We start from the raw sequence: 18,084 nt of genomic DNA, 5'->3' as shown, positions 1-18,084 counted from the left end.
ACTATCAATTTTGAGTACGGTAGCGACGATACCCGGGCCCGCACGCCCCCGCCAAAGCCGCTTCCTGCGGAAATGCAATTTGCACGCTGTGCGCTTGCGCTTGCTCAGTCGTGAATGTGGCGAAGACGATCCTTCATCACCTTGCCGGTGGCGTTCACCGGCAACTCGTCGAGGAACTCTACAGACCGCGGCACCTTAAAACCGGCCATTTGCTCTCGGCTCCACGAAATGAGGTCCTCATCCGTGACACCTTCGTGACCCGGCTGGCGAACGACGAACGCCTTGCCCACCTGCCCCAGACGGTCGTCGGACACCCCGATGACGGCCACTTGAGCAACCGCGGGGTGCTCGAGCAGGAAACCCTCGATCTCGGCGGGATAGGCGTTGAAGCCACCGACGATGAAGATGTCCTTCTTGCGGCCGACGATGCGCAACCGGCCGGTGTCGGTGAACTCACCCAGGTCGCCGGTGTGCAACCACCCGTCGGCGTCGATCGCCTGGGCGGTGGCGTCGGGGTCGTCGAGGTAGCCCTGCATGACGTTGTATCCGCGCACCAGTACCTCGCCGTCGTCGCCGGTGCGGACCTCGACGCCTTCGCATGGCAGGCCGGCCGTGGTCGCGACGTCGGAGAACGAATCGCCGGGCCGCGACAGCGTGACGTTCCCCGCCTCGGTGAGGCCGTATCCGGTCATCAGCGTCTCGAACGGCAGCTCGTCGTGGATCCGCCGAATCAACTCGACCGGGATGTCGGCCGCCCCGGTGACGCCGGCCCGCAGGCTCGCGAGCCTGCTCTTGTCGGCGACGGCGAGAAGCGAATGGTACAGCGTGGGCGGTCCGGGCAGCATCGTGATGCGTTCTAACTCAACGAGTTCCACCACGCGCTCGACGTCGAAGGCGGCCACCGGCACCATGGTCGCACCGCGTAGGAACGAGGCGATGAGCCCGGCCTTGAGCCCGAACGTGTGGAAGTACGGGTTGATCATGAGGTAGCGGTCGCCCTCGCGAAGGTCGGCGAGCGTCGCCCATTCCTGGTACGCCCGCAGGGTCTGGCGATGGTTCATCATCGCGCCCTTGGGTTTCCCGGTGGTGCCCGAGGTGAAGATGATGTCGGCGACGTCTGTTCCGCTGACCTCACACTCGAACGGCGAACCGCTGGACAAGAAGTTCGACTTCAGGTTGATGACCGGTATTGCTGCGGGCACCGGGTAGTCGAGGCCCAGGAAGTCCTTCTGCACCAGAACGGCCCTGGCGCCGCTGCGGCCGATGATGTCGGCCGCTTCCTCGGACTTGAACCGGGTATTGACCGGGACGAGCACCCCACCGGCCATCATCACCCCGAAGGCGGCCACGATCCACTCGGCTGAGTTCGGCGCCCAGACCGCGACGCGGTCGCCCTTACCGATGCCGAACTCTTTGAAAGCCCCTGCAGCGCAACGTATCCGGTGCACCAGCTCGCCGAAGGACAGGCGCAGCGGACCGTCGACGACCGCCTCCGCGTCGCCGAAGCGGTCCGCCGCGCTCACGACCATCTCGGGGATGGTCTCCCAGCGTGGAGGTGGGGTCACACCGTTACGAGGCGACCCAGGTTGCCACCCATGATCTTCGCCTGATCCTCGACGGAAAGGTGCTCGAGCGCCGTGACGTAGTGGGTCGGCTCGGCAAGCCCCTCGGGATGGGGCCAGTCCGACCCGTAGAGGACCTGCTCCACCCCGATCAGGTTGATCAGGTCGTCGATGCCCTCCTCGTAGAACGGGCTGACGAAGATCCGGTTCTTGATCTCCTCCATCGGATTGCCCGGGAACGCCTCGGGCGCCTTCTTGTAGACCTCGGCCATCGAGTCCAGCAACGGGAACATCCACTTAGAACCTGCCTCGACGATGCCAACCTTCAGCTTCGGGTGCCGGAACAGCGCACCGTGGATGACCCAGGAGGCCACCGCATCCTGGATCGGGCGCCACTCGTTGAGAATCGACATCGCGTTGGTCTGGAACGGCAGCATCTCCTGGGCGACGCCGTCCCACTCGGACGTGTAGCGCGAGTAGCCGCTGTCGGAGGAATGCATGCCGACGAACACGTCGTACTCGACGCACTTCTCCCAGAACGGGTCGAACTCCGGCAGGGCGAACGAGCGCGGGCCGCGGAATCCGGGCACCGGCGCGGGGCGGACCAGGATCGCGCGGGCGCCGCGCTTGACGGCCCAATCCAGCTCCTCGATCGCGTTGTCGACAATAGGCAGCGTGATGACCGGCGTGGTGAAGATCCGGTTCTGATAGTTGAAGCTCCAGACCTCGTCGAGCCACTGGTTCAGCGAGTGGATGATGACGTGGATGGCGACCGGATCGTCGCGCAGCCGCTCCTCGATGAGGCTGGCCAGGGTCGGGAACATCAGCGAGCGGTCTACTCCCAGCTGATCCATGAGCTCCAGACGCGGCGCGGGCTCGAAGAACGCGGGAATGGACCGCATCGGCTCACCGAACAGCTCGCGCTTGCTCTTGCCGTCGGGGTTGCCGAACTTGAAGTACTCCTCCCAGGCGCCCGGCTTGGCCACGTGGGAGAACGTGGGGTTCGGGATGTAATTGCTGATCTGCCCCTTGATGGCGATCTTGGTGCGGCCGTTGACCTCGACGTACTGGACGACGTCCTGATACTCCTTGGGGAGGTACTTGGTCATCGCCTCTGGCGGTTCATAGAGATGGTTGTCCGCATCGAACAGCGGAAACGGGATATTGACCCGATGTGAAAGTTGCCCCATGGAACACTCCTTTTCCTCTTGGGAGAATCCTATTCTCACAGGTGCCCGGATGGCAACGTCCCTCCGCCCCTACGACGCGGCGTGCTGGCGCACGATTTCGCGCACCCGGAACTTCTGTACCTTGCCGCTCGCGGTGCGCGGGTAGTCCTGTCCCTCGGGGACCCGGTGCAGTTCCTCGGGCCATTTCTGCACCGCGACGCCCGCGTGCCGGAAGTGCGCGCGCACGTCGTCGAGGGTCGGCATAGCGTGACCGTCGCGGATGCGCAGCACCGCGGCCGTCCGCTCCCCTAGGCGGACGTCCGGTGCAGCGACCACGACGGCCTCGGCGACGCTCGGCATGCTCAGCAGCACCTCTTCGACTTCCAGCGCCGAGATGTTCTCGCCGCCACGGATGATCACGTCGGCCTTGCGGTCGGTGATGGTGAGGTAGCCGTCCTCGTCGAGGACGCCGATATCCCCGGTGTGGTACCAGCCCTCCTCGTCGAACGCGCGCCGGGTCAACTCGTCGTCGGTGTAGCCGAGACACAGATCCGGCCCACGCGAGAGGATTTCGCCGTCCTCGGTGAGCTTGATCTCCACGCCCGGCCGCGGGTCGCCGTCGGTGTAGAGGCGCTTGTCCTCCGGCGCCGTCGGACGCGATCCGGTGATCGAGGGATGCTCGGTGCTGCCGTAGGACCGGAACACGAACATGCCCATGTCGGCGAGCCGACGCGTGACCGCGGCAGGCACGGTGGATCCGCCGAGACCCACAGTGGTGAACCGTCCTCGATGGGCGTCGGTGCAGTCCGGGTGGTCGAGCAGGCTGGTGACAAAAAACGGTGGCCCGCCGCCGATCGACATGCCTTGCGAATCCATGAGTTTGAGCACGTTGCCCGGATCCCACACGTCGCACAGGTCGATCGGGGCACCTTCGAGCACGGGGATGAGGAAGGCGCCGAGCATGCCGATGAAATGGCCGACCGGCGTCGCGGTCAACTGTCGACCACGGTCCTTCGGGTAGTTCTCCAGCAGCTGACGCGTCTCGAAACCCAGCGTCTGATGGCTGTGCACAACGCCTTTGGGGTTGCTCGTGGTGCCCGAAGTGAACGCGATCAGCGCGGGACCGGCCGGGTCGGCGGGCAACGTGCCCACCATCGGTTCCTCGTCGAAGAGCTCGTCGAAGCCGGAGGTGCCGACCAGGGCGACGACCGGCACCTCCGCGGCGAGGTCGGGTTCAAAGCGCATGCGGCCGAACTCTTCTGCGGTGATGAACGCCTTGGGCCGCGATGTCGACAGGATATGGGCCAGCTCCTTACGGCCATAGAAGTGCACGATCGGCACGACGACAGCGCCGAGGAAGGCCGAGGCCCAGAACGCCACCGCGGCTTCCATCCAGTTCGGCAGCTGCAGGGCCACCACATCACCGGGCCCGACACCACGGCGATGCAGGCCCGCGGCGAGCCGCCGTGCCCGCTGTTCGACGTCGGCGAAGGTTCCGGTGTACGGCCTGACATCGGAGTGCACCCAGAAGCCGGCGTCGGGGTTGGCCGCCAGGTGCCGCGCGAGCAACTCACCGAGGGTGTCGGGTGTCCACCACCCCTTCTCCTCGTAGCGTCTGGCTAGCTCGACAGGGATGTTCCGCATGCACTCCCCACTGGTTCGCCCGCAACCTCCGACTCCGACGCGATGCTATTCTCTGGATTTGAGAATGCCAATATCGTAAACGGAGAATGTCTGATGGTGGACCTCGAGTTCGACCACGGCTTGGCGGTCATCACCATCGACCGCCCCCAGGCACGCAACGCCATCGCGCCGGAAACCATGGAGCAGTTGCACGAGGCGCTCGACAAAGCGGTGGGGGCCACGGCGCTGGTCGTCAAGGGCGCCGGCGACAAAGCGTTCGTCTCCGGCGGCGACCTCAAACAACTCGCCGCTTTGCGCACCGAGGAGGACGCCGCCGCCATGGCACGGCGGATGCGCGGCGTCTGCGACCGCATCGCGGACTTCCCCGCGGTCACCATCGCGGTGCTCAACGGCCATGCGCTCGGCGGCGGCGCCGAGTTCGCGGTGGCCGCCGACATCCGATTGGCCGCCGCCGACATCAGGATCGGCTTCAACCAGGTGGCGCTGGAGATCATGCCGGCCTGGGGCGGCGCCGAGCGGCTCGTGGACCTCGTCGGCTACAGCAAGGCGCTGCTGCTGGCCGGTACCGGAACCATCCTCGAAGCCGCCGAGGCTGAGCGCTACGGCCTGGTCGACCGCGTCCTGCCGCGGGCCTCCTTCGACGACGAGTGGCGGGCCGTCGCCCGTAAGCTCGCCCACCGCGCGGCCGGCGAGATCAAGCGCGTGATGCAGGGCGTGGACACCGAGGAGGCCGTCATGGCGTTCGCTCGCCTGTGGGTGTCCGACGAGCACTGGGCCGCCGCAGACAAGGCGATGAAGCGCAGCTAGTAGGACGCTCACCACTTCTCCGCGAGCGTGCGTGTCTGCACAGGACACGCCGCGGAATTTCGGCATTCTGCGCACGCTCGCGGCTAGCCGCCACGTCCTCGCTTCGCCGCGAAATCCGTGGCCGCCGCACTGATCATCTCGACCAGGGTGCGCCTGTCGACAGTCCAGACCTGTTGCGCCATCGTGCGGTTGTTCGCCCCCACTACGAAAGTCGGTCCGTTGCCGATGTTGTCGACGATCTCGGCGGCCACATCCTCCGAACGCATCTGGGTCTGCGGGTCGTACTCCACACCCATCCGCTGCAGTGCCGGGGTGAAAGTCATGCCCAGCGGCGTACAGCAGACGTCGACACCGTGCGGGCGCAACTCGGCCCACAGGCCCTCGGCGAATGTGTGCTGGAAGGCCTTGACCGCCGAGTAGACCGCCAGGGTCGCCGAACCCGCCAGACACGCCAGAGAAACCACGATCACGATCCCGCCCCGGCCTCGCTCACACATGGCCGGCCCGAAATGGCGGGCCAGCGCCATCGGCCCAATGCAGTCCAACGCCACCTGCTTGAGTGAATACTCGATCTCGTTGTCCAGGAACGTCGCCGTGCGGTCCGAGGCCCCCGCGTTGTAGATGACCAGACCCACGTCGAGATCATCAGTGCACCCGTCGATTTCGGTGAGCATGTCGTCGGCGGTGAGATCCTGCACGACCACACGCACCTGCACACCGTGCCGATCGCGAGCTTGGCCGGCGACCTCCTCGAGCAGCGGTCTGTTGCGCGCGATCAGCACCAGATCGAGTCCCCGTGCCGCGAGTTGGTCGGCCAGCGCGGCGCCGATGCCTTCCGACGCGCCGGCGATCACCGCCCAGCGGCCGTACCTCGTGGCGAATTCCGCGTCGGTCAAGTCGCCGCGCTCCCGGCGCTCATCACCCGCGCGATGTTGGTGGTGCGTTTGTTGATTCGCCAGCCCTCAGCGGTGCGGACGAGCTCGTCGTCATAGTGGCCGAGCGCGTCGATCCAGCTGTTGGTGTCGTCGGGCACGGCCTGCAGCACCGCGTGGACGTAGGAGCGCGCCGTCGCCCGGTCGCCGTCGACGGCGACGGCGGGGTTGGCGATGCGGTGATATGTCTGCCCCATGCCGCCGTGGATCTGTTCCATCAAGGCGGTGAACTCGTCGGGATCGGTGTAGCGCCCGAGGTCGCCGTAGTCGATGTCCACCTCGTCGGCCCAGCACGTGCGAAACAGCGCCCAGTCCTTGAAGTCGATTCCGGTCGCGTAACGGATCAGCACCTCGGTGATCTGCGCCTTGTCGGCATCCACAGCCGAAGACTAACGCGTTTCGGCCCGGTTTACGAAAGGGGTTCTCTCTAGACGAGAACGCCATTTCCGATTATTGTCAGCGGCGTGTCGACTCAGCAGATCGCGCTCGCGCCCGAAATCTCCACCTGGCCGGATGAGAATCCCCAGCTGATCGGCAGCCGGTGTGGCGCCTGCGGGGCGACCGTCTTCCCGGTGCAGCAGCGGTGCCCCCGATGCAGTGCCGCCGAGATGTCGGACGTCAACTTGCCGCGGCGCGGCACGCTGGTCGCCTGGACGACGCAGGGCTTTCCGCCCGGCGCTCCCTACAAGGGCCCGACGGGCAAGGACTTCGTCCCGTTCGGCGTCGGACTCGTCCAGCTCGAGGAAGTCATTCGCGTGGAGGGCCGGCTCACCGAGAACGACCCCGCCAGGTTGCAGTTCGGCCAGGAAGTCGAGTTGACGATGATTCCGTTCACCACCGACGACGAGGGCAACGAGGTCGTCACCTTCGCGTTCAAGCCGGTCTGAGGGAGGCGCTATCCATGACTAACGACGTAGCTATCATCGGCGTCGGACTGCACCCGTTCGGCCGATTCGACAAGACCGCCATGGAGATGGGCGCCGAAGCCATCCAGTTCGCCCTGACCGACGCGGGCGTCGAGTGGAAGGACATCCAGTTCGGTTTCGGGGGCAGCTATGAGGTGTCCAATCCTGACGCGGTGACCCGGCTCGTCGGCCTGACGGGCATCACGTTCACCAACGTGTTCAACGCCTGCGCCACTTCGGCGAGCGCGATTCAGCAGACTGCCGACACCATCCTGCTGGGCAAGTACGACATCGGGATCGCGATCGGGCTCGACAAACACCCGCGCGGTGCTTTCACCGACGACCCCGCCAAGCTGGCGCTGCCGCAGTGGTACGCCGAGAACGGTCAGTTCGTCACCACCAAGTTCTTCGGGATGAAGGCCAACCACTACATCCACAAGCACGGTATCTCGCAGGACACCCTGGCCAGGGTCGCCAACAAGAACTTTCGCAACGGCGCACTGAACCCGAACGCGTTCCGCCGCAAGGAGATTTCGGTCGACGAGATCCTCAACTCGACCGTGCTCAATTATCCCTTGACGCAGTACATGTTCTGCGCGCCCGACGAGGGCGCCGCCGCAGTGGTGATGTGCCGCGGCGACATCGCCCACCGCTTCACCGACAAACCGGTGTACGTCAAGGCCACCGAGATCCGCACCAGAACCTTCGGTGCGTACGAGGTGCATGCGACGTCGGCGCCGCTGGACGAGGACGCCTCGCCCACGGTGTATGCGGCGAAGGCCGCCTACGAGGCGGCCGGGATCGGACCCGACGACGTCGATGTCGCACAACTGCAGGACACCGACGCCGGCGCCGAGGTCATTCACATGGCCGAGACCGGCCTGTGCGCCGACGGAGAGCAGGAGAAGCTGCTGGCCGACGGGGCCACCGAGATCCACGGGTCGATGCCCATCAACACCGATGGCGGGCTGATCGCCAACGGTGAGCCGATCGGGGCATCCGGCCTGCGCCAGGTGCACGAACTCGTCCGTCAGTTGCGGGGAGAAGCCGGCGACCGTCAGATTCCCGGTGCACCGAAGGTCGGGCTCGCGCAGGTGTACGGGGCGCCCGGTACCGCGTCGGCGACCATCCTGGCGGTGTGAGCCGAATCGGATCCCAGCATGGAAACATCGTTCTAGGATTCGGAAATGAAGTTTTCGCGGGTGTGTGCGAGACCGCGGCCGGTGACGTTGCTGTCGGTCGCCTCGGCAACGGCGATCGTGGTCGGGACCTTGCTGCCGACGGCGGTGCCGGTGGCCGCGCAACCCCCACTTCCCGCGCCGTTGCACAACGTCAAGTACACGGTGTTCGCCGAGCAGCCGTTCTTCGTCGACATCTACTACCGCGACGTCGATCCGCCCAACTGGGCCGCCTACAGCCACAATCCCTACCAGTTCAGTCCCAAGGTCGAGGCACAGGTCGGCCCCGATCAACAGTGGAACCTCGACGTGCAGCTGGCCAATCCAGACGACTGGGCGTTGGTCACGGCGACCAGCGGGCCCGGCGAAGAGAATCCCAACGTCCACTGCGTGCTCGCGGTCGACGGCGTGGTGGTCAAGACGCATCAGGGACCGAAGGGTGCGCTCTGTTCCCTCCGGAGCTGGTGATCGCCCGCCGCAGTCCCATCGCCGGCCGGAAGTGGTTCGCCTTCCAGCCGACGGATCCACTTCTCGCAGAACGCATAGGTCTCGGCATGGCCGGTGGTCATGCCCAGCGCCCGTTCCACCACCAGCCCCTGCGACACACTGGTCGCAAAGACCGTCCACACGATGGGCGGCACATCACCGGTCGCGAAGCCGTAGCGCTCGAGCGCGCCGCTGATGGCGCGGTTCTGTTCGGCCCGGAAACGCTCGGCCGTGGCGACGATCTCGGCTCGCAGCGCCTTGCGGTGGTTGGCCAGCCCCATGAACTCCATGGTCAACCGGGTCGCCTCGGGCTGGGTGCTGAACCGCCACAGCGCCCACAGCGGCTGCGGAGAGGCCAGCGCTTTGGCCAGCACCTCGAAGCCCGCGTCGGCCATGCGGCGAAAGACCGCCAGATACAGGTCCTCCATGGTGCGGAAGTAGTAGTGCACCAATTGTGGTTTGAGTCCGGCGACCTCGGCGACCCGACGCGACGTCACCGCGGCATAGCCCTCCTGCAGCAGCAGCCTCTCGGCGGCGTCGAGCAGCACGCCGCGGTTCTTCGCGTCCGGCGCTCCGATGCGCCGCGACTGCCCGGCACGCGATGTCATGCGATCACTTCACTTTCCGGACATGTGGCGTTCCGACACGCCGATCGTAGTGGCAGGTCGTCCCACGATCTTGACCCTGACCTCAGCCCCATGCTAAGCAGGTGCTCAGCATATTCGATTCACCAGATTCCGCGAGCGGCGTCGCCTGCTCGTCACCACCCGGCGCGCCTGCGCCGAACTTGGAGGGTTTGCGCACCATGACCACAGATTTCGACTCGGTGGACTACTTCACCGACCCCTCCCTGGTCCCCGACCCGCACCCCTACTACGACCACATCCGGTCGAAGGACCCCGTGTGCTGCCCGATCAACAACGGCGTGCTGGCCGTGACGGGCTGGGAGGCGGCCAACACGGTCTACAAGGACTCCGAGAACTTCTCGTCGTGCGTGGCGGTGATGGGTCCGTTCACGCCCATGCCGTTCACCCCCGAGGGCGACGACATCTGCGCACAGCTCGAACAGCACCGCACCGAGATCCCCATGTTCGAGCACATGGTCACGATGGACCCGCCTCGGCACACCGACGCGCGGTCCATCCTGTCGCGGCTGCTGACACCCAAGCGGCTCAAGGAGAACGAGGACTTCATGTGGCGGCTGGCCGACCGCCACATCGACGAGTTCATCGCCGACGGCAGATGTGAGTTCCTCGCCGCGTACGCCAAGCCGTTCTCGCTGCTCGTCGTCGCCGACCTGCTCGGTGTTCCGGAGGAGGACCACGAGGCATTCCGCGAGTCGTTCGGCGCCCAGCGCCCCGGGTCGAACATCGGCGGACTCGACCACGAGGTCATCGCGACCAACCCGCTGGAGTGGGCCGACGAGAAGTTCGCCCGCTACATCGAGGAACGCCGCGAGTCGCCGCGCGACGACGTGCTCACCTCGATCGCGACCGCGAAGTATCCTGACGGGTCGACTCCCGAGGTGGTCGACGTGGTCCGCACGGCCACGTTCCTGTTCGCGGCCGGTCAGGAGACGACGGCCAAACTGCTCGGCGCGGCGATGCGGGTGCTGTCCGACCGCCCCGAAATTCAGCAGCGGCTCCGCGACGACCGCAGCCTGATCCCGGTCTTCATCGAGGAGTGCCTACGGATGGACAGCCCGGTGAAGAGCGTGTTCCGGATGGCGCGAAAGTCAACCAACTTGGGCGAGACCGCCGTCCCTGCCGGCACCACGGTGATGGTGAGCCCGGGTGCGGCCAACCGCGATCCCCGACGGTTCGACAACCCGCACGAGTTCTCCCTCGAACGCAAGAACGTCCGCGAGCACATCGCCTTCAGCCGGGGTATCCACTCGTGCCCCGGCGCGCCGCTGGCGCGCGTGGAGGGTCGTGTCTCGATCGAACGCATCCTCGACCGGATGGCCGACATCACGGTCAGCGAGGAGAAGCACGGGCCGGTCGACGACCGTCGGTACGTCTACGAGCCGACATTCATCCTGCGCGGGCTCACCGAGATCAACATCGAGTTCACGCCGATCGGGTAAGCCCGCCTGAGGTCACCATCGCGCGGTTCTTCAGCCTGGAACATCGCCCGAAGCTGCAGCGGCAACGCTAGGCTGGACATCCGATGACCTGATTTCCGAGAGGGGCAAAGGTGCGCAAGATCTTCATTGCACCGGTCATCGCTTGTGGACTGATCACCACGACGATGCCCCTCGCCGGTCAGGCGTCGGCAGCTTGTGATTCGGCGGACTGCGTTCCCAACGTTGCCCAGAATGTCGTTGAGGGCGCGCCCTGTCAACCTCGCCCTTCTTTCGTCTTCGGCTTGGACGCCGACCGTGGGACCCTCATCTGTGCCGCATGGGGTAGGTGGGTGCGCGTCGGACCGTTGATCGGCACACGCGAATTGGCACTTCCCTGCGAACGGGCCGGTGATACGGCGCAGGAACCCTTGGCCGGGAACGACTTGCAGCCGCGTACCCCCGGCATTCCGCTGCAGTGTGCGGCGATGAACGGGGCGACGCGGTGGGTGCATTTCACGCTGGACCCAAGCACATGGCAACGCGCGCCGGCTTGACGCGCGTTAGTGGTTCCCCCGCGTGTCGAACGATCTACACGTCGCCGCGCACCCAGCGACTGGCGCCGTTGTTGCCCACGCACGTCAAGAACAGGCCATCCGGTGCCTGAGCGACCTCACCGTCCAATGCGGGACAGTAGTCGTTCTCGTTCTTGACCCCGTGCATCTCTGGCGATCGGAACCACCGCGGTTCGTAACGCCTGGGTGAACCGCAGAAAACCAGCCGGCCCCACGACGTCACACCGAACACGTAGTAGGTGTGGTTGCTGCAATACGAACCAAGAACGATGTTGGGAACGATGCCCGGCGTGCAGCTCGGATAGTTGCACTCAGGTTGCCCTGCAGCGGGTGGCGCGGCGGTTACCGAAACGGCGGATAGGACGGTGGCAAGCAGGGCGACGACGGATCGCACCGGCCCATTCTCACATGTGCAGTAGTCAAATTCTCGCTTTCGCGAAGGATCGCGGCCAGCGGCGATAGGCTTGCACACATGCGCGGAGTTGAGTGGGCCGCTGGCGCTTTGGCGTCGATCGCCATGATCGGAAATGTGGTATCCGCGCCGTCAGCGAACGCCACGGACTATGGAGTTGCGCTCAACGGCACCTACCGGGCCTTCTCGAACGGCGAATGGGCGCAAACCAGCGCGGGTCCCAACGGCGCGGGTGGAGCCCAGGTCTACATAGACCAGCCGTCGAAAACGGAGACTTGGGCTGTGACCTCGGACTGCATCAGTCCGATCGAATGCTACGGCGAGGTCAGAAGCGACGCAGGCTGGACCGGTGCGCTGAACTTCAATGGCGATTCCTGGCGGATCGACCGCGACATCCCGAACTGGCTGCCGTGCCCCGACGGCACCGCAGTCTCCGCTCACCAGAACTTCGCGTTGTGGGGGTGGAGCCCGGACACCAGTGAGAAGAACAAGGACCGGAACTTGGTCGTGGGCTGGGAGAGGACCCAGGCCCCTAGTGGCGCATGCGGATACAACAAGCCAGTCGTCACACAGTTGCCGGTGCGGCTGGAAATCATGTCTTAGCCGCCAGCGCAATCAGGCTCGGGCCCGGTCAACTCTTCGATCAGCCTCGGGCCCGGGTCAAGCTCAGGTCGGCAGCAGGTCTTTCCAGGTCTTGGGGTGCGACCCGGCCGCCGCAGTCGTCACCTGCTGCAGCTGACCATTGGGAGCGAGATAACGACCCGTGCGCGGGTCATACTGCGTTACCGCGACGGATGGTCCGCCGGCGCGCCCAGAACCGCTGCTGCTGAAACCGCTTGGCGCTGCCGGAACCGCGCCGCCATCCGGCGGCAGCATCACGACGGGCCCAGGTGGCGGACCCTGCGGCGCCGGCGGTACCTCTCCGGCGGCCGGTGCGATCGGTGCGGCCGCGGGCGGTATCGGCACTCCATTGGGGGAATTGCCCGGAGGCGGCGGCGCCAACGGTGACGCTGAGGGCGTCGGTGGCAATGGAGCCGTCAGCGGATTCGGCGGGCCGGGCGCGGACGGCGGGGCTCCCCGCGGGAGGGGTTCCCCTCCGGTCGGTGGGGCGCCCGGCGACAGCGGCGTGCCCTCAACGGGGGCATAAATCCGGTCCTCGAAGTCGACGCGGTCATCGGGCGGCACACCCTGCGCGATCAGATTCGGATCGAACGGATACGGCCCGAGTGTGTGTTGCCGTATAGCAGAGGGCACAAACCCCTTGGGGTCGTTGCAGATTTCCACTGTGGGAGCGCGCTTTCCAGGGTGCTCGATGCAGGGGTAGTTGCGAGCGCCACGCACAGCGATCGGCGAATCCTGCGGAAGTTTGCAGTACAACCCGTCGGGTGTGTCGACGGTGGTGGTATCGGCGGGGTTGCGCCACCGCGACGGAGGTAGGAAGCCGACCGTGCAAGAGTTCGGGTCGGCGACGGTGAGCGTGAAGTCACTCAACGGCAGACCCGTCGGGTTGTTCTTCGGCAATCCGAAGGACTGTTGAGACGCGATGACTGCAGGCAGCAGCACGAGCAGTTGTTCGAGCGCTGGATTGTAGGTGACCAGGATCTGACCCAAGGTGGTCAGGTTCGCCAACAGAATCGGCAGCGTGGGCTTCACCTGAGTGAGAAGCTGCGACACTTCTTGGGCGAAGCCTGGTCCGCGCTGCAGGATTGCCCGCACTTGGGGGTCGTCCTGCGCGACCTGCTCGGTGATTCCCGCAAGGCTGCGCGACCATGTCCGGATGGCCTCCGCACTCTCGGCCTGCGATTCCAGAAGTGGTCCGCTGTCGTCGATCAACGCTCGGCTCTGGTCGGATACGTCATTGAGGTAATCGGTGATGTTCGACGACGAGTCGAGCAGGGACTGAAAGTCCTCACCAGCGCCATTGAGGCCCTTGAACGACTCATCGAGCAAGTCGCTGAGCCGGTCTCCCGGAATACTGTCCACCAGTTTGCTGACCTGATCGAGCATCGGGCCAACCGGCTGCGGGATCGTGGCTTCCGACATGGGTATCACCGAGCCATCCCGCAGGTACGGGCCGGAATTGGTACGCGGACGCAGGTCGACGTACTGCTCACCCACAGCCGAGACGCTACGTACGGCGGCCTCGAGATCCGCGGGAATCTTCGGCGAGGTACCTAGAGTCAGCTTTGCTTCCGCGCCCTTCTCGGTGAGCGTGACTTCCCGCACCTCACCCACTTGAACGCCTCGGTAGGTCACGTTGGAGAAGCGATACAAACCGCCCGCGGCCGGCAGTTCCAACGTCACCTGGATGTGACCGATGCCGAGCAGGGCCGGCAGTTGCATGTAGGTGAAGACCATCACTGAGACACCGACGATCGATGCGATGGTGAAGATGATCAACTGGTTCCGGACGAAGCGCGTGAGAAGCATCAGCCACCACCTCCCGGTGTCGGTGGCACAGGTATCGACGGTGCCGGTGGTGCCGCCGCTTCCGGTACGTACGGACCCGCGAAGAGTTGCGAGGACGTGGTTACCGGGGCCGTGTTCGCCGGTGGCTCGACCGGGACGACTGGTCCCGTCACTGGCGGCATCGGCCCGCTCGGCGCAGGCAGGGGCGGGGGTAATGCCGCCGTGAGGGCCGCGTCCTCCGGCGGGGGCGGCGCGACACCGACACCGAGCGGATTGTAGGAGTAGTTGAGATGGAAGGGATCGCCTGGCGCCGGGATGAACTTGGCGTCTTGGTCACCCCACCGAGTGCCGAGGAAGAACGTTCGTTTCAGTCGCGGATAGGTGATGTCGAAGACCGCGAACAGGTTGATGTAGTCGCCCCTTGTGATTCGGTCGGCGAACGTCGGGCCATACGGGAAGGCGGTAGCAAACCGAAGCCCAATCGTCAGATCGGGTCCCACGTCGGCGAGCGCCTTGATCGTCGGCTCGAGGTTCTTGAGGTTGGTCACCAGATCGTCGCCGGCGTCGTTGACCAGACGGGTGGCGGTGTTGCTCAACTGCCCCAGCTTGTCCAGTGCGGTCGTCAGCCGGGGCCGTTCCCTGACCAGCACATCCAATGCCGGCGGAATGTCCCTGAGCGCGCGGTCGATCACATCGCGTTGGGCTGCGAACGTGCCGGCGACTCGCCTCAGTTGCTGGATGGTCGTGATGATGTTGTCGCGTTGCTGGTCGAGGACGCCTACGACGTTGTCGAGGCGGGTGAGCAGTTCCCGGATCTGCGGTTCACGGCCGGACAGCGCGGTGTTGGTGTTTTGGATGATGTCACCGATCTGCCCCAGACCGCCGCCGTTGGCTATCACGGACAGCGATGACAGTGTCTGTTCGGTAGTCGGATAGGTCGAAGACCGGTTCAACCCGATAGTGGCGCCCGGCTGCAGCCTGCCGCTCGGCTCTTCGCCCAGCGGCGGGTTGAGGGCCAGGTGCATCGACCCCAGCAGGCTGGTCTGCCCGACCGAGGCCACCGCATTGGCAGGCACCACAACGTCCGGCTTGACCGAGATCTCCACATCCGCGTGCCAGTCGTCGACAGTCATCTTGCCGACGCTGCCGACAACGACGTCGTCGATCATGACCGGCGAATTGGACTCCATCGTCGACACATTCGGAATCTCGACGTGGTAGGTGACCGCGTCTGGGCCCCGCCCTACTGCTCCTGGCAACGGTAGCGAGTTCAATCCTTGAAACGAGCAGCCCGTCATTGTCACGACCACACAGGCACCGCCGATGGCCAACGACTTGACGTTCCTCATGCGTGTCACGGTCGTGGCCCTCCTTCTGCGGGCAGCAGCGGCGTGCCGGGTGCCACAGGCGGCGGCGCCTGATCCGCAGGAACTGCCGGGGATTGCGGAAGCAGCATCTCGTCCACAGTGGGGGGTCCCGGGAGCACGGTGGGCGGCCCCGGAATCGGCGCGCCCGGGTACAACGCCGGTTGGGGAGTGGCGGGCACTTCTCCGCCCGGCGAATACAACCCCGGTGGGCCGGGCGGCGCTCCCCAGCCGGGGGGCGGCGGGATGTCACCGGCCCCGAGGTAGGCCGACACCGATGGGAAGGGCTCGGGCGGATCGCCCGGCCCGGCGCCGCCCGGTGCCAGCTTCGGGTCGGTGTAGATGATGTTCTCCGGTTTCGGGGCAGGTCTCAGATACAAGTTGATGGGGAACGGCAGGTTGTTGAAATTGAGCAATCGCAGCGCCGGGCCCAGATATTGCGAGCACAGTTTCGCCGTTTCGGGCGCGGTGGTGTTCTCGATGGCGCCGATCAGCCCGCAGACGAAGTACACCGGATTCGCGAAGTTGGACAGACTGAACGCTCCGCTCACCCCGCCCGAGGGTGGGTAGTAGATGTTCGCGTAGTTGGCGATCGCGTTCGGCGTGATATGCAGGATGTTCTCCACGGCCGTGCGGTTGTCGACCAGGATCTGGGTGACATCGGCGAGGCTTCTGACCTGTTCAGACACTTGATCCCTACTGCCGGCGACGAAGCGCTGCACCTCGCCGAGGGCAACCGACAAGTCGGACAATGCTGCGTCCAGATCGGACCGGCTGTCGTTCACAACGCTGGTCAGACTGGCCAGCCGATTCTCGAACATCACGATCTGTTGTTTGCTGTCGCGAAGTGCGGTGACGAACGTTTGGAGATTCTTGATGATGTCGACGACATTGCCGCTGCCTTCGGCGAAAATCCGCGCCGCGCCGGATAACTGAGCCAGAGTCTCCCGCAGCTTGTCGCCGTTGCCGTCCAATGCGTTGGCTGCGCTGTCAATGAACCTCGAGATGGAGGTGCCCGACTCTTCGGCCGTCGGACCCAACTCCGATGCCAGGCGCATCAGTTGATCTTTTACCTGGTCCCACTCGACAGGGACTGCGGTTCGATCGCTAGGGATCACCGCGCCGTCAGCCATGGTCGGCCCGTCGCCCTTCCGGTACGCCGGCGTGAGCTGGACATAACGCGCCGCAACCAAATTCTGCGCGACGATCACCGCCTTGGCGTTCGCCGGAACGGGCACCTCATGGTCGACCTTCAAGGTCATCTTGGTTTGCGTGCCTTCAGGCTTGATGGAGTCGATCTTGCCGACCTTGACACCCGCGACGCGAACCTCGTCGCCGGGGTAGATCGCGGTGGCGGTCGGGAAGTAGGCGGTGATGGTGTAAGGCCTGAAGAACATCTGTCGCACCAGAAACACCGCTCCGGCCACCAGCACGACGGCCAGCAGCACGGCGGTGACGACCGCGAGTGGCTTACGGGTTGCCATCATTGGGCAGATCTCCTGGTTGCGGAATGCCGTTGACGGGGAAGGGCAGCTCGGCGCGTGGCCCGGCATTGTCCGGCGGCTGGCCTGCATCCACACCACGGCGGAATCCGAAGACGTAGTCCAAGAACGGCTGCAGGATCTGCGATGGTTGGATGTTGGGTATGAACGCGTTGTAGTAGGCCCCGTTTGCCACGATCTCACCCTGGGTGACTTCGTACTTGGCCAGGCCGGGAAGCGCCTTGCCGATGTTGTCCCTGTTCTTGATCAACATTGCATTGACGCGGTTGAGCTTCTCCAGCGTCGGCGCCAGCTCCTGCTCATTGTCGGCCACTACACCGGTCAGCTGCCGCGACACCGCCGAGGTGTTCGCGAGCAGGCTCACGATGGCCTGCCGACGCTCGTTGAGCACCGCTAGCAGATCGTTGGCATTGAGGATAAGCGTGTTGACCTGCTCGCTGCGCTCGGACAAGATGCCGGTCACGTCGCCGGCGGTTCTCAGCAGTTCGGCCAGACTCTCGTCACGCTCATTGAGCGAGCGCGACAGTCGGGACAGCCCGTCGAAGGTCGGGCCCAGCTCCGGCGAAATCTGGTCGAGCGTCGTCGCCAGCGTGTCCAGCGACTGGTTCAAGGTGTCGGTATTGGTCTCAGCGGTATTCGTGGTGAGCTCACTGACAGCGTCGGTCAAGGAGTAGGGCGACGACGTGCGCGTGACCGGAATGACCTGATCGTGATCAAGCTTGCCACTTCCCTCGGACTCCAGGGCCAGCACGCGCTCGCCGAGCAGGGTCCCCGTACGGATATGCGCGGTGGATTCCGAGCCGAGGGCCGCCTTTCCGGCGATGGTGAAACTCACCAGTGCGTCGCCGTTATCGAGTTCGATCGAGTAAACAGTTCCGACCTTGATGCCCGACACCGTGACGTCATTACCCGCTGAGAGCCCGCCCGCCTCGGTGAACAGCGCCTGATACTTGACGGCGGTCGCGTATTGCAGCAACCGTTCGGGCTGAAGGCCTGCGATGATGACGAGAATCATCAGAGTGACGCCGATGACGCCCGCTCTGATGAGTTGGGATCCCTGATATCTGTCCATGAGTG

The 18,084-nt window shown here is 65.2% G+C and carries 17 protein-coding genes; 6 read left to right on the top strand and 11 right to left on the bottom strand.

All coding sequences use genetic code 11. From position 1 onward, the window contains the following. Positions 1-104 precede the first annotated feature (104 nt). The 3 genes from K3G64_RS16660 to K3G64_RS16650 form a co-directional block, all read right to left on the bottom strand. Complete coding sequence (locus K3G64_RS16660) at positions 105-1,529, bottom strand: FadD3 family acyl-CoA ligase (protein ID WP_238950748.1); 1,425 nt, start codon at positions 1,527-1,529, stop codon at positions 105-107. Between the two features lie 32 nt (positions 1,530-1,561). Next, on the bottom strand, positions 1,562-2,752 hold the full coding sequence (locus tag K3G64_RS16655) for an amidohydrolase family protein (RefSeq protein ID WP_238885882.1): 1,191 nt from the start codon (positions 2,750-2,752) through the stop codon (positions 1,562-1,564). A gap of 69 nt (positions 2,753-2,821) precedes the next feature. Further along, entirely contained in the window at positions 2,822-4,375 is a 1,554-nt protein-coding gene (locus K3G64_RS16650; RefSeq protein WP_238885881.1) for an AMP-binding protein, read from the bottom strand. 93 nt (positions 4,376-4,468) lie between these two features. Here K3G64_RS16650 and K3G64_RS16645 point away from each other — a divergent pair, with 93 nt between their 5' ends. Further along, positions 4,469-5,182, top strand: a complete 714-nt coding sequence (locus K3G64_RS16645; RefSeq protein ID WP_238885879.1) for an enoyl-CoA hydratase/isomerase family protein — start codon at positions 4,469-4,471, stop codon at positions 5,180-5,182. A gap of 83 nt (positions 5,183-5,265) precedes the next feature. Here the strand turns inward: K3G64_RS16645 and K3G64_RS16640 are convergent, their stop codons facing one another. Beyond that, entirely contained in the window at positions 5,266-6,078 is an 813-nt protein-coding gene (locus K3G64_RS16640; protein ID WP_238885877.1) for an SDR family NAD(P)-dependent oxidoreductase, read from the bottom strand. After that, entirely contained in the window at positions 6,075-6,494 is a 420-nt protein-coding gene (locus K3G64_RS16635) for a nuclear transport factor 2 family protein (RefSeq protein WP_238885875.1), read from the bottom strand. The genes K3G64_RS16640 and K3G64_RS16635 overlap by 4 nt, the downstream gene beginning before the upstream one ends. Before the next feature lie 72 nt (positions 6,495-6,566). On the opposite strand from K3G64_RS16635, the gene K3G64_RS16630 reads away from it, so the two are divergent. The 3 genes from K3G64_RS16630 to K3G64_RS16620 are packed head-to-tail and all read left to right on the top strand — an operon-like array spanning position 6,567 to position 8,665. After that, entirely contained in the window at positions 6,567-7,001 is a 435-nt protein-coding gene (locus K3G64_RS16630; RefSeq protein ID WP_238950746.1) for a Zn-ribbon domain-containing OB-fold protein, read from the top strand. A gap of 14 nt (positions 7,002-7,015) precedes the next feature. Further along, positions 7,016-8,161, top strand: coding sequence for a thiolase family protein (locus tag K3G64_RS16625; protein ID WP_238885872.1), 1,146 nt, complete (start codon positions 7,016-7,018; stop codon positions 8,159-8,161). A 45-nt stretch (positions 8,162-8,206) separates the two neighbouring features. After that, positions 8,207-8,665: a hypothetical protein gene (locus K3G64_RS16620; RefSeq protein ID WP_238885869.1), complete on the top strand. Its 459-nt coding sequence runs from the start codon at positions 8,207-8,209 to the stop codon at positions 8,663-8,665. On the opposite strand, the gene K3G64_RS16615 is transcribed toward K3G64_RS16620, so the two are convergent. Further along, positions 8,623-9,291 (bottom strand): TetR/AcrR family transcriptional regulator, encoded by a 669-nt coding sequence (locus tag K3G64_RS16615; protein ID WP_238885866.1) that lies wholly within the window; start codon positions 9,289-9,291, stop codon positions 8,623-8,625. The two genes, K3G64_RS16620 and K3G64_RS16615, sit on opposite strands and share 43 nt — an antisense overlap. Positions 9,292-9,488: 197 nt before the next feature. On the opposite strand from K3G64_RS16615, the gene K3G64_RS16610 reads away from it, so the two are divergent. After that, on the top strand, positions 9,489-10,769 hold the full coding sequence (locus tag K3G64_RS16610) for a cytochrome P450 (protein ID WP_238885864.1): 1,281 nt from the start codon (positions 9,489-9,491) through the stop codon (positions 10,767-10,769). 567 nt (positions 10,770-11,336) lie between these two features. Here K3G64_RS16610 and K3G64_RS16605 read toward each other — a convergent pair. Continuing rightward, a complete protein-coding gene (locus K3G64_RS16605; RefSeq protein ID WP_238885861.1) occupies positions 11,337-11,714 on the bottom strand; it encodes a hypothetical protein in 378 nt (125 codons plus the stop codon). 78 nt (positions 11,715-11,792) lie between these two features. Between K3G64_RS16605 and K3G64_RS16600 the strand changes: the two genes are divergently transcribed. After that, entirely contained in the window at positions 11,793-12,335 is a 543-nt protein-coding gene (locus K3G64_RS16600) for a hypothetical protein (protein ID WP_238885859.1), read from the top strand. A 63-nt stretch (positions 12,336-12,398) separates the two neighbouring features. Here the strand turns inward: K3G64_RS16600 and K3G64_RS16595 are convergent, their stop codons facing one another. Genes K3G64_RS16595 through K3G64_RS16580 form a run of 4 tightly spaced genes read right to left on the bottom strand, consistent with a single transcriptional unit; the run spans position 12,399 to position 18,079 of the window. Further along, positions 12,399-14,162 carry an MCE family protein gene (locus K3G64_RS16595; RefSeq protein WP_238885857.1) on the bottom strand — a complete coding sequence of 588 codons (1,764 nt, stop codon included), beginning with the start codon at positions 14,160-14,162 and terminating at the stop codon, positions 12,399-12,401. Next, positions 14,162-15,490 carry an MCE family protein gene (locus K3G64_RS16590; protein ID WP_238885855.1) on the bottom strand — a complete coding sequence of 443 codons (1,329 nt, stop codon included), beginning with the start codon at positions 15,488-15,490 and terminating at the stop codon, positions 14,162-14,164. The genes K3G64_RS16595 and K3G64_RS16590 overlap by 1 nt, the downstream gene beginning before the upstream one ends. A 5-nt stretch (positions 15,491-15,495) precedes the next feature. Continuing rightward, positions 15,496-16,992: an MCE family protein gene (locus K3G64_RS16585; RefSeq protein WP_238950745.1), complete on the bottom strand. Its 1,497-nt coding sequence runs from the start codon at positions 16,990-16,992 to the stop codon at positions 15,496-15,498. Next, the gene (locus K3G64_RS16580; protein WP_238950743.1) at positions 16,976-18,079 is read right to left on the bottom strand and encodes an MCE family protein; all 1,104 of its coding nucleotides are present in this window, start codon (positions 18,077-18,079) and stop codon (positions 16,976-16,978) included. The genes K3G64_RS16585 and K3G64_RS16580 overlap by 17 nt, the downstream gene beginning before the upstream one ends. Positions 18,080-18,084: the final 5 nt, after the last annotated feature.

The sequence above is a fragment of the Mycobacterium sp. IDR2000157661 genome (assembly GCF_022317005.1).
In the GTDB taxonomy this organism is placed as follows: Bacteria; Actinomycetota; Actinomycetes; order Mycobacteriales; family Mycobacteriaceae; genus Mycobacterium.
Note: the sequence above shows the minus strand (reverse complement) of the source record. Positions and strands in the feature narration are given on the sequence as shown.